The sequence below is a fragment of the Rhodococcus artemisiae genome, from assembly GCF_036327795.1.
Classification (GTDB): domain Bacteria; phylum Actinomycetota; class Actinomycetes; order Mycobacteriales; family Mycobacteriaceae; genus Rhodococcus; species Rhodococcus artemisiae.
The window spans coordinates 233,833-248,236 of the sequence record NZ_JAUTXY010000004.1 but is presented as its reverse complement, the minus strand read 5'-3'; the positions used below and the strand labels follow the sequence as shown (position 1 = coordinate 248,236).

Annotated in this window: 14 protein-coding genes and 1 pseudogene; 14 read left to right on the top strand and 1 reads right to left on the bottom strand. The window is 64.5% G+C overall.

What is annotated here, in order from left to right:
* Window positions 1-96: 96 nt before the first annotated feature.
* From mhpA to Q7514_RS11145, 10 genes and pseudogenes are all read left to right on the top strand, one after another.
* Window positions 97-1,692 (top strand): bifunctional 3-(3-hydroxy-phenyl)propionate/3-hydroxycinnamic acid hydroxylase MhpA, encoded by a 1,596-nt coding sequence (gene mhpA / locus Q7514_RS11190; protein ID WP_330133321.1) that lies wholly within the window; start codon window positions 97-99, stop codon window positions 1,690-1,692.
* 28 nt (window positions 1,693-1,720) lie between these two features.
* Window positions 1,721-2,602: a fumarylacetoacetate hydrolase family protein gene (locus tag Q7514_RS11185; protein WP_330133320.1), complete on the top strand. Its 882-nt coding sequence runs from the start codon at window positions 1,721-1,723 to the stop codon at window positions 2,600-2,602.
* Between the two features lie 16 nt (window positions 2,603-2,618).
* Complete coding sequence (locus tag Q7514_RS11180; protein ID WP_330133319.1) at window positions 2,619-3,545, top strand: VOC family protein; 927 nt, start codon at window positions 2,619-2,621, stop codon at window positions 3,543-3,545.
* Window positions 3,546-3,853: 308 nt separating this feature from the next.
* Window positions 3,854-3,982 carry an antibiotic biosynthesis monooxygenase family protein gene (locus tag Q7514_RS11175; protein ID WP_330133318.1) on the top strand — a complete coding sequence of 43 codons (129 nt, stop codon included), beginning with the start codon at window positions 3,854-3,856 and terminating at the stop codon, window positions 3,980-3,982.
* 6 nt (window positions 3,983-3,988) lie between these two features.
* Window positions 3,989-4,159 (top strand): Dabb family protein, encoded by a 171-nt coding sequence (locus tag Q7514_RS11170; RefSeq protein ID WP_330133317.1) that lies wholly within the window; start codon window positions 3,989-3,991, stop codon window positions 4,157-4,159.
* Between the two features lie 72 nt (window positions 4,160-4,231).
* Window positions 4,232-4,441: pseudogene (locus Q7514_RS11165) on the top strand (hypothetical protein); the annotation flags it as partial.
* A 99-nt stretch (window positions 4,442-4,540) separates the two neighbouring features.
* On the top strand, window positions 4,541-6,289 hold the full coding sequence (locus Q7514_RS11160; protein WP_330133316.1) for a sulfatase-like hydrolase/transferase: 1,749 nt from the start codon (window positions 4,541-4,543) through the stop codon (window positions 6,287-6,289).
* 26 nt (window positions 6,290-6,315) lie between these two features.
* Window positions 6,316-7,311, top strand: a complete 996-nt coding sequence (locus Q7514_RS11155) for a formylglycine-generating enzyme family protein (protein ID WP_456239142.1) — start codon at window positions 6,316-6,318, stop codon at window positions 7,309-7,311.
* Between the two features lie 158 nt (window positions 7,312-7,469).
* Complete coding sequence (locus Q7514_RS11150; RefSeq protein WP_330133314.1) at window positions 7,470-8,042, top strand: NADPH-dependent FMN reductase; 573 nt, start codon at window positions 7,470-7,472, stop codon at window positions 8,040-8,042.
* A 30-nt stretch (window positions 8,043-8,072) separates the two neighbouring features.
* A complete protein-coding gene (locus tag Q7514_RS11145) occupies window positions 8,073-8,438 on the top strand; it encodes a winged helix-turn-helix transcriptional regulator (protein ID WP_330133313.1) in 366 nt (121 codons plus the stop codon).
* 41 nt (window positions 8,439-8,479) lie between these two features.
* Here Q7514_RS11145 and Q7514_RS11140 read toward each other — a convergent pair whose 3' ends face one another.
* Entirely contained in the window at window positions 8,480-9,172 is a 693-nt protein-coding gene (locus Q7514_RS11140) for a GntR family transcriptional regulator (RefSeq protein ID WP_330133312.1), read from the bottom strand.
* A 150-nt stretch (window positions 9,173-9,322) separates the two neighbouring features.
* Between Q7514_RS11140 and Q7514_RS11135 the strand changes: the two genes are divergently transcribed.
* From Q7514_RS11135 to Q7514_RS11120, 4 genes are read left to right on the top strand one after another with little or no spacing between them, the layout of a single operon-like run.
* Complete coding sequence (locus Q7514_RS11135) at window positions 9,323-9,907, top strand: VOC family protein (RefSeq protein WP_330133311.1); 585 nt, start codon at window positions 9,323-9,325, stop codon at window positions 9,905-9,907.
* Window positions 9,908-9,938: 31 nt separating this feature from the next.
* The gene (locus Q7514_RS11130; RefSeq protein WP_330133310.1) at window positions 9,939-11,609 is read left to right on the top strand and encodes an FAD-dependent monooxygenase; all 1,671 of its coding nucleotides are present in this window, start codon (window positions 9,939-9,941) and stop codon (window positions 11,607-11,609) included.
* The gene (locus Q7514_RS11125) at window positions 11,606-12,445 is read left to right on the top strand and encodes an alpha/beta fold hydrolase (RefSeq protein WP_330133309.1); all 840 of its coding nucleotides are present in this window, start codon (window positions 11,606-11,608) and stop codon (window positions 12,443-12,445) included. Before Q7514_RS11130 ends, Q7514_RS11125 begins: the two co-directional genes overlap by 4 nt.
* Window positions 12,442-14,403 (top strand): acetoacetate--CoA ligase, encoded by a 1,962-nt coding sequence (locus Q7514_RS11120; RefSeq protein ID WP_330133308.1) that lies wholly within the window; start codon window positions 12,442-12,444, stop codon window positions 14,401-14,403. The genes Q7514_RS11125 and Q7514_RS11120 overlap by 4 nt, the downstream gene beginning before the upstream one ends.
* The last annotated feature ends 1 nt before the right edge of the window (window position 14,404 follow it).

Genomic DNA, 14,404 nt, shown 5'->3' with positions numbered 1-14,404 from the left:
GCGAGGTGGGTCACAGCATTCTGTATCTATTGAACATGCTCAATAGGGCTGAATTGCCGTTCCTATTGCACTCGAACCCGAGGAAGAGCAACCACCATGCAGGACAAGACCCACGACGTTGTGATCGTCGGCGCCGGACCCGTAGGTCTGGCGCTGGGACGAATGCTCGGCCTACGCGGCCACGACGTGACGATCCTCGAACGCTGGCCCGAGCCGTACCCACTGCCCCGGGCCGTCCATTTCGACGACGAGATCGGCCGCGTCTTCCAGTCCATGAACCTGACCGAGGAGATCAAGGCAATCTCCGAGGCAGTACCCGACTACTACGAGTGGCGCAACGCCGCCGGGGAATCGTTGGTGAAGATCGACTGGTCCGGAACCGGTCCGAGCGGGTGGCCGACGGCCAGCTTCTTCTCCCAACCTCAACTCGAGAAGGTCCTCGACGCGGCGGTCGAGGAGATGCCGAACGTCACCCTGCTCCGCGGCGCCGAGGTCGTCGGTATCGACGAGCGCGCCGACAACGTCGAAGTGACCTTCACCAGCACCGTCGTCAAGCAGCGCCAGATGTCGGCCCGGTACGTGATCGGCTGCGACGGCGCCAACAGCTTCGTCCGCGAACGCATGGGCGCGACCATGCACGATCAGGGCTTCTTCTTCGACTGGCTGATCGTCGACACCATTCCGCTCGACGACCGCACGTGGGCGCCCCAGAACTGGCAACTGTGCGATCCCACCCGGCCGACCACCGTGGTATCCGGCGGACCGGGACGCCGCCGGTGGGAGTTCATGCGCCTGCCCGGTGAGACCCGGGATGAATTGAACACTCCGGAAAAGGCGTGGGAGTTGCTCGCTGCCTGGGACCGCACCCCCGAGAACAGCGAACTCGAACGCCACGCCGTCTATACCTTCGCCGCACGCTGGGCGGACCGCTGGAACGCCGGGCGTCTGGCCCTCGCCGGCGACGCCGCGCACCAGATGCCACCCTTCGCCGGGCAGGGCATGTGCTCGGGAATCCGGGATGCAGCGAACCTGTCGTGGAAGCTCGACCGGGTCCTGCGCGGAGAATCCGACCTCGCCTTGCTCGATTCCTACACCTCCGAGCGCAGGGAGCACCTGCAGCATGCGATCACGATGTCGGTCGAACTCGGCCGGGTCATCTGCGTCCTCGACGAGAAGAAAGCCGCCGAACGCGACACCCGGATGATCGCGGGCGGCGCCGACCCTGCGAAGGTTCTGCCCGTCACCGCTCTTCCCGTCCTCGGAAAGGGGGTCACCGCGCAGAGCGGCGACGTCGCCGCCCTGCGGGGCACTCTCGCGCCGCAGTTCCCGGTGCGCGCGAATGGCCGCGAACAGCTGCTGGACGAGGCCACCGGCTACGGCGGCGTTCTGCTGGTGCGCAGTGACGCCGCCGCGCAGCCCGATCCCGGGTTACAGACGCTTCTCGTCGACACCGTGGTCCACCTGGTCACCGTTGGCGACCACGGCGCACCGAATCTGCACGACGTGACCGGCACGTGGTCCCACTGGTTCGACGGGAACGGGATCGAAGCCGTCCTCATTCGCCCCGACCATTACATCTTCGCGGCCGTCACAGACAGTGGGCAGTTGCCAGGTCTGCTGGCCGAATACCGTGACCGCCTCCGCGTCACCATCGTCCCGACGGTCTCGCACCCCGCGTCTACGTCCGCCTGACCAACACCACTCCAGGAGAACTGCTTTCATGCGTATCGCCAATATCGACAACCGTGCCGCACTCGTCATCGGAGACGAGAGTTCCGAGCGAGGCGTCGACCTCGCCCACGCCTCCGGCGGCCGGTTCGGACCCGACCTGCCCGCCGTTTACCAGGCATGGGACGCCGTCACCGCCTGGGTCGCCGACCAGGATTTGACTGCCCTGGCCGACGACAGCTTCGCGATCGACCGCACCCTGCTGGGCGCGCCGTCGCCGGCACCGCGTCAGGTCTTCGCCGTGGGCTTGAACTACCACGCCCACGCCGCCGAATCCGGCTTCGACTCCCCCACCCACCTACCGCCGGTGTTCACCAAGTACGCCTCGTCCTTCACCGGCCCCGACACCGACGTGGTCATCCCCACCGGCGGCAACGTCGACTGGGAGGTCGAACTCGTCGCCGTCATCGGCCGCGAAACCAGCAACATCGACGCCGCCGACGCGTGGGCACACGTCGCCGGCCTCACCGCCGGGCAGGACATCTCTGAGCGGATCACCCAGACCCGTGGTCCGGCACCGCAGTTCGGCCTCGGCAAGTCCTTCGCCGGATTCTCCCCGCAAGGCCCCTGGCTGGTCACCCCCGACGAGTTCACCAACCCCGACGACCTCGAACTCGGCTGCACCATCGACGGCGAAGAAGTCCAGAAAGGCCGCACCCGGGACCTGATCTTCCCCGTCTCCGAACTCATCGCCACCCTCTCCCGCAACGTGACTCTCTACCCGGGCGATGTCATTTTCACCGGAACCCCGGCCGGGGTCGGTGTCGGCCGCGAGCCGCAGCGGTTCCTGCAGGCCGGCGAGAAACTCGACAGCTGGATCGACGGGATCGGTCAGCTGCACCAGCGTTTCGTCACCGACCCCGACGCGAAATAGGTAAGGAACCAGGACCATGGCTCTGCACGGACTGGGTAAGGTCACCATCGGCGTCCCCAACGTCGACGACACCATCGCCTATTACAACGATTTCGGTCTCGAACACCGCGGGCACGGACTGTTCGCGACCCGCAACGGCGGCGAACAACTCGAGATCGTGCATGCCCCCACCCGGCGGCTGGTCGAACTGGCCGTCGCCGCCGATGACACCGACGATATCGCCGCGATCGCCAGGCGGTTGCGTGGGCTCGGCTCGCCGGTCGACGAGGACGGCACCTCCGTCAGTGCCGTCGAACCGATCACCGGCACGATCGTCAGGGTGGTGGTCCGTCCCCGGATCGTCATCGCACCCGAGGTATCGCCGACGCCGTACAACGGCCCGGGCCGGATCGACCGCTGGGGGCGGGCACCGTTCCTCTCCCGCACCGAACCGGTGCGCCCGCGCAAGCTCGGGCACGCGGTGATCGGATCCACCGACCTCGAGACGACGATGAAGTTCTTCACCGACGGCCTGGGCTTCAAGGTGAGCGATTACATGGGCGACAAAGCAGCGTTTCTACGCTGCTCGGTCGAGCATCACAATGTGCTCGTCATGGCCGCACCGGTGAACTTCATGCACCACACCAGCTGGCAGGTCGACGACATCGACGAGGTCGGACGCGGCGCGCACGCGATGCTCGAGGGCAATCCCGAACGGCACATCTGGGGACTCGGCCGGCACTACGCCGGCGCGAATTTCTTCTGGTACCTCAAGGACCCGGCGGGGAACTTCTCCGAGTACTACTCCGACATGGACACCGTCCCCGAAGACGAACTCTGGAGCCCGGAAGTGCTACACGGCCTGCAAGGACTGTACGCCTGGGGTCCACCGCCGCCGCCGTCGTTCCTCGAACCCGACGACCTCGCGGCCCTGATGACCGGAGCACACTCCACAACAGGGTGACTCACTCCGCGCCGTCGATGGGACCGCAGACCGGTTGGGATGCGCGTGATAGCGCACCCATCCCGCCAAGAACGGGTCCGTGCCGCGACCGGAGCGCCTCTTCACCCGTAGGCACGGGCCGAAGTGGGTGCGGCCTGGGAATTGGTGGTCAATTCCCAGGCCGTACCCCGTACACACCCCACCTTCACCGAGCATGCCCCTCCCGACCCGCGAACGCTACGGCGTCTATGGCGGAACCTCCGAACTCGACCGACGAACTGCACTCACCGCGTCCACCCCTGCACAGCGAACCAACTGAGGAGCCTGCCATGCCCATCGGCCATGTCGTCACCTTCACCTTCACGCCAGACCTGTCCGCCGAGGAAGTCACAGCGCTCGGAGAGTCCCTCGACGCCCTGTCAGCGTCGGTCACCGGAATCGAATCATACTGGCACTGAACTGATTTGGGGGTTCGTCCCGGAAACGCCGACTACGCGGTCTCCGCAGTCTTCACCGACCACGATGCCCTCACCGCATACATGGCCTCTCCCGAACACCAGCGCATCGTCACCGAACTCATCGAGCCCCACCTGCAGGACAAGAGCTCTGTCCAGTTCCCCGTCCCCTCCCGCTGATACAGGAACAACACCCTATCCCGAGCAGTGATACTCGCTTCCGTCGACAACGGCGAAGCAGCGGCCGCCCGCGCGATCGCCCTCGGTCATCCGCTGGGTATGTCCGGGGCCCGGATCGCACTGCATCTCGCGCTCGAATTGAAGCGTCGTGGTGGCGGTGTCGGCGCGGCTGCATTGTGCGGTGGCGGCGGCCTGTTCCAGTTCGCCAAGTGGACAGTCGTCGACGCAAAGCGGCTATTCATCGAGAAGCGCGCTCTCTACCGTGATCCCCAAACCAACTAGTGCGACAGATAACACACCGTGCATGACTGTTATTCACGACACCAACGAGGAGCCTCAATGGGATCGATATCGCGGCAACGACCTTCAGGACGACTGGGCATGGCGCTATGTGCATCCGCTCTCCTGACGGGAGTCACCGTCGCGTGCGCCGGCCCAGCTGAGAGCGGTCCCGCCCCCTCCGCTTCCCAGGAGGTCGGTAAGCCCAACATCTTGATGGTGCTCATCGACGACCTCGGCTACACCGACCTGGGACCATACGGCGGGGAGGCAGCCACACCCAATATCGATGACCTGACGCAAGAAGGGGTGCAATTCAGCAACTTTCATGCATATCCCGTCTGCGCCCCCACCCGCGCAGCGCTGATGACCGGTCAGGACCCCCACCGAGTGGGACTGGGATCGATGGAGGGATTTGCACCTGCAGGGGTCCCACCCACCACGCCGGGTTACCGTGGCTCACTCGAAGGCGAATACACGGGAATCGCAGAGGTTCTGTCGGATGCCGACTACGCGACCTACCAGGTAGGAAAGTGGCATCTGGGTGAAGAACCGGAACAGACACCCCAGGCTCTCGGATTCGACCAGAACTTCACCATGTACAACGGCGCCGCTTCCCACTACGCGGACATGCTCCGCCACGCGCCCGGCACCACCCCACCCGAGGACACCGTCCACTACGAGCGTAACGGCGAACGGGTCGACGACCTGCCCGCAGACTTCTACTCCACACACGCGTACACGGACGAGATGCTGCGCATGATCGATCAGGGACAGGATTCGGAGGGTCCATTCTTCGGCTACCTCGCGTACACCGCCGTGCACGATCCACTGCAGGCACCGGATACGGACCTGATCGACCACTACCTCGATCTGTACCGTGATAGCAACAACTACAACGAATTGCGCGCAGCGCGGCTAGACCGGTTGTCCGAAAGAGGCCTGATCGATCCGGATGTCGCCACCCGCTGGCCGACGCAAACCCCCGATTGGAACACCCTGACGCCGGAGCAACAGTACGACCTCGCCTACCGTATGGCGGTGTACGCCGCAATGATTCAGGATGTGGACACGCAGGTCGGTCGGCTGACGGACCATCTGAAGGAGGTGGGCGAGTACGACAAGACGCTGATCGTCCTCGCCAGCGACAACGGTGCCGCCGGTTCATCTCGGGAGCTGTACACATCCCAGCCCGGTAGCCTGGAATGGCAGAACGAACACTATCCACTGGCCGGCGAGGTCGAGGCATACGGTCGGCCCGGTTCTTACGCCACACTCGGATTGCCCAACGCTCAAGTCTCTTCCGGACCCTTCTTCAATTCCAAGACCACGGTCTTCGAGGGTGGGACGCGGGTACCGGCGATCGTCAAGACACCGCTCGGCGACGACAACGTTGATGGCGACGAGCCCAGGGTGGTCGACACCTTCGCCCACATCAGCGACCTGTACCCCACGTTCGCCGAATACGCGGGAGCGAACCTGGAAAACCCCGGTGCGCTCTTGGGTGACTCGGCGAAGGCATTGCTCGACGGCACGTCCGACGCAATCGGCGACGATGAGTTCGGCATGGAAATGTTCGGCCATCGTGTCTACCGCGACGGCGACTGGAAGCTGGTCTTCGCGCCCACCACCACCGGAGGTAGCGGCAGCTACTCCCTCTACGATCTCGGCAACGATCCGGGCGAAACCGTCGATCTGATCGACGCGCACCCGGACATCGCGCAACAACTCGCCGACAGATGGGATCAGTACGCCTCCGACAACGGCGTCGTACCAGCCACATTCGAAGCAGTGAATGCCGACGCCCCCCGTACCGCAGGGATCATGTACTCGATCGATTGGGCAGAGTAAGGAACCGGCAGCGAAGGGCGTTCGGAATGAGCAAGTGCTGCACACCGACGAACCTTGCGGGGGATCTTCCCACGCGGCTCACCGAGTCAGACAAACGCGTCTCCAGCGAGCTGGATGAGGCATCGACGCCATCTCGCGGGAATCGGCATCCCACGGTGACCGCCATTCCCGCGGGCACATTTCTCATGGGCGACCACTTCGGGGAGGGCTACCCGCAAGACGGTGAAACCCCGGTACACGCGGTTTCCCTGTCGGACTTCGGCATCGCTGCAACGGCGGTGACGAACCGGCAGTTCTCCGCCTTCGTCAAGGCGACGGGGCACATCACGACGGCAGAGCGATTCGGCGTGTCGGCCGTGTTCCACCTGGCATTTCGAGGACACCGATCGGACATACTGCACCGAGCCCGGGAAACTCCGTGGTGGTTCGCCGTCAAGGGTGCGGACTGGAAACATCCAGACGGGCCTGCGTCGGATATTTCCGGTCGCCAGAACCACCCCGTGGTACACGTCTCGTGGGAGGACGCAAACGCATACTGCACGTGGGCAGGAGGTCGTCTCCCCACCGAGGCCGAGTGGGAGTACGCCGCACGGGGCGGGTCGGACCGCATGCGATACCCGTGGGGAGACGAGCTGAACCCCCGGGGTCAGTGGCGGTGCAACATCTGGCAGGGTCAGTTTCCCGTGGAGAACACTGCCGAGGACGGATACCTGACCACGGCGCCGGTAAAGAGATACCGGCCCAACGGCTACGGCTTGTGGCAGATGGCGGGAAATGCCTGGGAATGGTGCCACGACTGGTTCGCTGACGACTACTACGCACGCTCCGTCACCCATGACCCAACCGGTCCCGAGGCCGGCACACAACGCGTGATGCGAGGTGGGTCCTACCTGTGTCACGACTCGTACTGCCACCGGTATCGGGTGTCGGCGCGATCATCGAATACACCCGAGTCGACCTCGGCCAACGTCGGCTTCCGCTGCGCCACCGACAGGCAGAACGTGGCACCGACTCGACAGTAAAGGCAGACGACGCGATACCCCACTGCGTGGCCACCAATGCCGCGCTAGTCAGGCAAACTTTGTTACTCAGTTATTCTGAGTATAGGCTCGAACACAAGGTCCGCCCCCACCGCTGGGTGTGACACTGTTCCCGTACCCCGAACCAAGTGAGGTTTCCTGTGGCCAAACTCGAAATCATCGTTGCCAGCACCCGTCCCGGACGGATCGGACGTCAGATCGGTCAGTGGATACTCACAGACGCGGTTGCGCACGGCGGCTTCTCCGAGGTCGAACTCGTCGACCTCGCCGAGGTGAACCTGCCGTTCATGAACGAACCCCATCACCCCCGCCTGGGCCAGTACACCCACCAGCACACCCTCGACTGGAGCGCAAAGGTCGCCGAAGCCGACGCCTTCGTCTTCGTGATGCCGGAGTACAACTACGGCTACAACGCCGAATTGAAGAACGCGATCGACTACCTCCACAACGAATGGAAGTACAAGCCGGTCGGGCTGGTCAGCTATGGCGGCGTCTCCGCGGGAACGCGTGCGGCCCAGATGATCAAACAGGTGGTGACCACCCTGAAGATGACCCCGGTCATGGAAGCAGTATCCATCCCCTTCGTTGCCCAGTTCCTCGACGAGAACGGATCCCTCGTCCCGGACGACACCATGACGGGCTCCGCCAAGGTGATGTTCGACGAACTGGTCCGGGTCAGTGAGGCATTGCGGCCACTGCGCTCAGGCGAATAGCGACGGCCTCCGCTCAGAACAGGAGGATCCATGGATCACGTTCACCCCGTCTGCACCCGTTTCCATACGGCGATCGAACTGATCGGGGCACGCTGGACCGGCGCAATCCTGCGTGCGATGTTCACAGGGGCACATCAGTATTCGCAGATCAAAACCGCAGTTCCGGGCCTGAGCGACACCATGCTCACTCAGCGGCTTCGTACTCTCGAGGCGGAGGTCATCGTCGAACGACACGTGCTGCCGACCTCACCGGTCCAGGTGGAGTATCACCTCACCGACAAAGGCCGGCAGCTCGAGCCGGTGTTCGCCTCGGTCATCGAGTGGTCCCACCGCTGGATCCCGCTCGACCCGGATGAAGGGGACACCGAGACCTGCAATGTCACATCCGCGACATGATTGCCCTTCTCAGGACGAGAATCCAACGCGGAATACCGAAATCAGCCGCGCGTCACGGCCTTGGCGAGTCTCGCAACGGCAGTGGCCTCGTTGACCAAGAGGTGGTTACGCACCTCCTCGTTGATTTTCTCCGGAAGACGGCTGCGAGCGGCGTCGACGAGTGCCCTGTGCGACCGCTCGCGGTTGACTCGGTCCTCTGAGGCAGCATCGATCGGGTCGAAGGTCAACCGGGTGTACCGCTCGGACGCGTCCCAGAGCTGGTTGAGGAAACGCATGCCCCACTCACCCGCAGCAGGGGAAATGAGCTGCGCATGGAACTCTCGGTGCAGATCCCATCGAGATTCGGTGTCGTCGTGGTCGCAGAGGGCGGTCACGAGTTCATCGAGCCCATCGAGCTCATCGTCGGAGCGTTTCATCGCCGATTGCACGGCGAGTTCCGGTTCCATGCAGAGGCGTAGCCGGTAGATGCTGCGCAGGTCGTCCAGGTCGATCGGTGCCACGACAGCACTCCGCGACCGGGAGAGCCGGATCATTCCCTGAGCCTGCAACTGGCGCAATGCTTCTCGGACAGGAACGTGGCTCACACCCAACTGTTCAGTGAGCGATTGGACGACCAGTGGTTCACCCGGCGCCAGCGATCCGTCGAGAATCGAGCGTCGGATTTCATGTAACACCAGATCCACCGCCGACGCGGCACGTGGTGCGACCGAACGCACGACATTCTCCCGGGTCACAAGTTCCCTCCTCGGTGCACACCCACGATGACATCCACCGTAACGCGTCTTTCCACATTTTGATAGTTGACATCTTATAAGATCTAATCGTAACGTGTGTCACACCCCGAAGCGAGTTCGCACATCAGGTGCGCCCAACGAGGAGTTCACATGGGATCTGCCCCCCGGCTTGCGCACGTTGTCCTCCAGACCGGTCAACCCGAAGCGATGACCGAGTTCTACACCACCCTCCTCGACGGCCATGTCGTCTTCTCCGGCCACGGCCTCACCTTCATCACCTGCGACGAGGAACACCACCGCATCGCGTTCGTCGCACCACCCGAGGGCGTCGAGCCGAAAAGCCTCACCAGCGCTGGAATGCACCACATGGCCTTCACCTTCGAAACCCTCGACGACCTACTCGAGCGCTTCGAGAAACTCGCGGCGAAGAGGATACGTCCAGCAACACCGATCCAGCACGGTGTGACGACTTCTCTCTACTACCGCGATCCCGACGGCAACTTCGTCGAACTCCAGATCGACAATTTTGCCGACCCGGACGAAGCCACCGCCTATATGCGCGGCCCCGACTACGACGAAGACGGCGTCGGCCCGGCTTTCGACGTCAAGCGGATGATCGAGGCCCGCAAGGCAGGCGCAACGGTCGACGAGCTCACCACCCGCGCTTGGGCGCACGCCGGACCGACGCTGCCCGATCCGATGATCGCGCTCACCTCCACCGACGTCACCATTTGACCGAGCGCCACCTCCAGCGAAAGGCACACGAATGTCGAACAGCATCGAGGCTGCGACGCACCCGGTCGTGGTCGTCGGCGGCGGTCCCGTCGGCGTCAGCACCGCAATCGAACTCGCCCGCCACGGCGTCCGGCCGGTCATTCTCGAGCAGCGCCGCCGCGGGGAGCACTACCCCGCCCGCACCAACCTGACCAACCTGCGCTCGATGGAGCATTTCCGGCGCTGGGGCATCTCCGACCTGCTACGCGAAAACGACCCGGTCGGCGACGATTTCGTCCGCAGCATCACCTACGTCACCGCGCTCAACGGACACATCGTCGCCGATCTGACGAAGATCTTCGCGTTCGAGGACCAGATACCGTTCGCATCCGACCGACCCGAGTTCGCACCCAACGCCGGCATCGAGGAGACGTTGCAGCAGGCTGCCAGCGCCAACGAGTCGATCGACATCCGCTTCGGCTCCGAGGTCACCCACGTACAGCAGAACAGCGACAGCGTGCACGTCACGTACCGTGACGCCATCGGCGAACACACCCTCGCGGCGCAGTACCTCGTTGCCGCAGACGGCAGTCGCAGCCCCATCCGGCACGAGCTGGGTATCCGCATGGAGGGCATACCGGATCTGGTACAGGCCAGCATCTGGCACATCCACGCACCCGGGTTGAAGGAGCGCATGACCGTCGGCCGGTCGTCGTTCTTCTTCTTCATCAACGAATTCCGCGACAACATGATGCTCATCGCGCAGGACAGCGACGACCACTACATGTTCGGCCTGCTTCCTGTCTCTCCCGACGTCGACCCCGAGGACTGGAACGCAGCCCGCGCCGCGTTGTTCCGCAACGTCGGTTTCGAGTTCGACGTCGAACCGCTCGCCGGCGGCCGGGTGCGGGTGCACTCGCTACTGACCCCGAAGTTCAACGAGGGCCGTGTCTTTTTCGCCGGTGACGCCGCGCACCTGATCTCCCCGATGGGCGGGTTCGGCATGAACCTCGGTATCGGCGACGCGGCCGACCTCGGATGGAAGCTGGCCGCCGTGCTGGGTGGCTGGGGTGGGCCCGCGCTGCTCGAGTCCTACGGTGCCGAACGGTCCTCGGTGATCACCTGGATCCAGGAGGCTTGCATCGGCAACACCCAACGCAACGCCGAATCCTTCACCACCGACGGACTTTCCGGCAACACTCCCGAATCGGCTGCTCTGCGCGAACAGGTGGGCCACCACATTGCCACTGTCAAAGTCGAGGAGTTCAAGAGCTTCGGAGCCCAACTCGGTACCAACTACCACGGCTCGGCCATCGTGATTCCGGACGGCACCGAGCCGCCGCTGCTGACCCAAGGTGACTACACACCGTCCGCCGTACCAGGTTGCCGGGCACCGCACGTGTGGCTCGACGACTCCACCTCCCTCTACGACCGGTTCGGTGTCGGCTACACCCTGCTCGTCACCGAAGGCGGTGCTGACACCGGACGGTTCGTGGCGGCCGCCCGCGAACGGCGCATTCCTCTCGACGTGCTGACCCCCGACCACCAAGGGCTGCGCGAGTTGTACGGTGCGCGGTTCGCCCTGATCCGACCGGATCAGCACGTGGCTTGGCGGGCCGACGTCCTACCGGTAGATGCCGGACCCCTCCTGGATGTGGTCCGCGGCGCGGCTGCCGTCCCCTCGAGCGGCTCGGAAGCAGCTGTGGAATCGGCAGCCGTATGACCTCGACTGAAGGTACTTCGCCACAATCGATCGAAATCGACGGTGTGCGCTGGGCGTACACCGAGCAGGGTTCCGGCCCTCTGGTGCTGTTCCTGCACGGCACCCTATCGAGTTCGGCGATGTTCGACGCGCTCGTCGACTCCCTCGCCGACCGCTACCACTGCATCGCGGTGGACTGGCCCGGCCATGGACACAGCGGATACGACCCCGATGGATGGACCTCGGACGATCTCGTGGAGTCCCTGGTCCGGTTCCTCGACGCGCTCGGTGAGCCGTCGGCGGCGTTCGTCGGGTTGTCGCAGGGAGGCGCAGTGTCTCTGCGAGTCGCTCTCCGCCACCCCGAGGTGGTCGATGCCCTGGTGACGATGAATGCGGGGCCCGACGGTCCCGCCGCTCCAGCGCTGGAAGCGATGGCCGAACTCGGCCGGGTTCTTCGATCGGCGGGTGACGACGAGCGCCTCGAAATCGCGACCCGGCAGCAGCAGATGTTCCACGCCGATGGCTGGGTGGACGCCAACCCCGAAGCCGCTCAGCGAGAACTGGAGGTGATGCTCGGACACGACCGGGACGCGATGCCGCTCGTGGTCCGGGTTCCGGCTTCGTACAGCTCGGTCGAGACGCAGCTACCAGACATCGAGTGCCGCACTCTGGTTCTGTGGGGCGAGGAAGACGTGCGCGCGTTCTGGGGTCCGCCGATGGCGGAAGCGATCCCCCACGCTCGCCTCGAGATCATTGCCGGAGCAGGGCACCACATGACGTTCGACGCACCTGCATCAACCGCCCGCGCGGTGGGCGAATTCCTCGACGACGTATTCGCGACGGGAGCCGGGCGTTGACCGACACCAGCCGACCGGAGTTGCTGTGGCGGCCCACCCCGGATGTGGTCGAGCAATCCCTGATCGCCCAGTTCCGCAGATTCCTCAGAGACACCCGAGGTCTCGATCTGCCGACCCACGATGCCCTGTGGAGTTGGTCGGTGGCCGAGATCGAGCAGTTCTGGGCAGCAATCTGGGACTTTTTCGATGTCGGCACCCGCACCCCTGAAGCCGATGTGCTGGTGGGTGGACCAATGCCGAACTACCGATGGTTCCCCGGCACGACAGTCAATTTCGCGCAGTATCTGCTCTCCCGCGGTGAGCCGGCGGACCGTGCCATCCTCACCATCGACGAACGCGGCTCTGCGGAGTGGATGGACCGTGCCGAGTTGCGTCGCCAAACCGGAGCGCTCGCCGCGCACCTGCGAAGTGCGGGCGTGCGCCGCGGTGACGTGGTTGCCGGCTACCTCCCGAACACCGCGCACGCCGTCGTCGCCCTGACAGCCACAGCGACGCTCGGCGCTATCTGGGCGTCGGTCGGCCAGGATTACGCTTCCGGTGCGGCAATCAGCAGGCTCAGCCAGTTGAGCCCCGTCGCACTGATCACTGCAGACGGGTACCGGTTCAACGGACGCACTCAAAACCGGCTCACCGCCATCGACGACATCCTCACCGCGACACCGACTATCAGACACACCGTCGTCATCGACCGGATCGGTGAAGCGACTGCGGGAACGAACCGTCACCTGTGGGACGACGCAGTGGCGGGCGACTCGACGGTCGAACCGGTGGCGGTGGACTTCTCGGATCCGTTGTGGGTGCTGTTCTCGTCCGGCACGACAGGAGTGCCGAAGGGACTGGTGCACAGTCACGGCGGCGTTCTTCTGGAGATGCTCACCATGCTCGGACTCCAGATGGACATCGGTCCCAGCGATCGGTTCTTCTGGTACACCTCACCCAGCTGGATGATGTGGAATGTGCTCGCGAGCGCCCTGGCGACTGGTGCGAGCATCGTCTGTTACGAGGGCGCTCCTGCACATCCGGGTCCGTCAGCGATGTGGCGCCTTGTCGCCGACCATGAGGTCACCTTCTTCGGCACCAGCCCCGGATACCTACAGTCCTGCGCCGCAGCCGGGGTGGAGCCACGTTCGTTGGACATGTCCGCGCTGCGTGGGATGGGAGCCACCGGTTCCCCCCTCTCGGCAGACGTGCACCGCTGGGCACGCGAGCACATCGGCGACATCCCGCTCAACTCCAGCAGCGGCGGTACCGACGTCGCCGGCGCTTTTCTTCTCGGCGCCCCCGACGTTCCGGTCTGGGCAGGCGAGTTGTCCGCCCGCGCGCTCGGCGTGCGGGTCGAATCCTGGGACGAACGCGGTTTTCCGGTCGAGCCCGGCGAGGTCGGTGAACTCGTCGTCACCGCGCCTATGCCGAGCATGCCGGTCATGTTCTGGAACGATCCGGACAGATCGCGCTATCGGGATGCATATTTCGCGGAGTACCCAGGTGTGTGGCGTCACGGCGACTGGCTCACGCTCACCGAACGAGGATCAGCGGTGCTGCACGGCCGCTCCGACGCCACACTGAACCGAAACGGCGTCCGTATGGGCAGCGGAGATATCTACGCTGTCGTCGAGGCTGTGCCTGGAATCGCCGAGAGTGCCGTCGTGGGATTGGAATTGCCGGACGACGACTACTGGATGCCGATGTTCGTGGTCCTCGACGACGGACATGTGCTCGACGACGTGTTGCGCGACCGGATTGTCGCCGCGATTCGCACTCACCTGTCGCCCAGGCACGTACCCGACGACATCCTCGAGGTGACCGGGCTGCCGCATACACGCACGGGTAAGAAGCTCGAAGTGCCGATCAAGAAGATCCTCCTCGGCCACCCGCCGGCCACCGTCGCCTCGCGCGATGCCCTCGACGACCCGAACCTGCTCGACCAGTTCGTCGGGCTACGTCGCGGGGTCCAATAAC

Coding starts and splice junctions, on each gene's coding strand:
- mhpA (WP_330133321.1), top strand. CDS start 97: ATGCAGGACAAGACCCACGACGTTGTGATCGTCGGCGCCGGACCCGTA.
- Q7514_RS11185 (WP_330133320.1), top strand. CDS start 1,721: ATGCGTATCGCCAATATCGACAACCGTGCCGCACTCGTCATCGGAGAC.
- Q7514_RS11180 (WP_330133319.1), top strand. CDS start 2,619: ATGGCTCTGCACGGACTGGGTAAGGTCACCATCGGCGTCCCCAACGTC.
- Q7514_RS11175 (WP_330133318.1), top strand. CDS start 3,854: ATGCCCATCGGCCATGTCGTCACCTTCACCTTCACGCCAGACCTGTCC.
- Q7514_RS11160 (WP_330133316.1), top strand. CDS start 4,541: ATGGCGCTATGTGCATCCGCTCTCCTGACGGGAGTCACCGTCGCGTGC.
- Q7514_RS11155 (WP_456239142.1), top strand. CDS start 6,316: ATGAGCAAGTGCTGCACACCGACGAACCTTGCGGGGGATCTTCCCACG.
- Q7514_RS11145 (WP_330133313.1), top strand. CDS start 8,073: ATGGATCACGTTCACCCCGTCTGCACCCGTTTCCATACGGCGATCGAA.
- Q7514_RS11135 (WP_330133311.1), top strand. CDS start 9,323: ATGGGATCTGCCCCCCGGCTTGCGCACGTTGTCCTCCAGACCGGTCAA.
- Q7514_RS11130 (WP_330133310.1), top strand. CDS start 9,939: ATGTCGAACAGCATCGAGGCTGCGACGCACCCGGTCGTGGTCGTCGGC.
- Q7514_RS11125 (WP_330133309.1), top strand. CDS start 11,606: ATGACCTCGACTGAAGGTACTTCGCCACAATCGATCGAAATCGACGGT.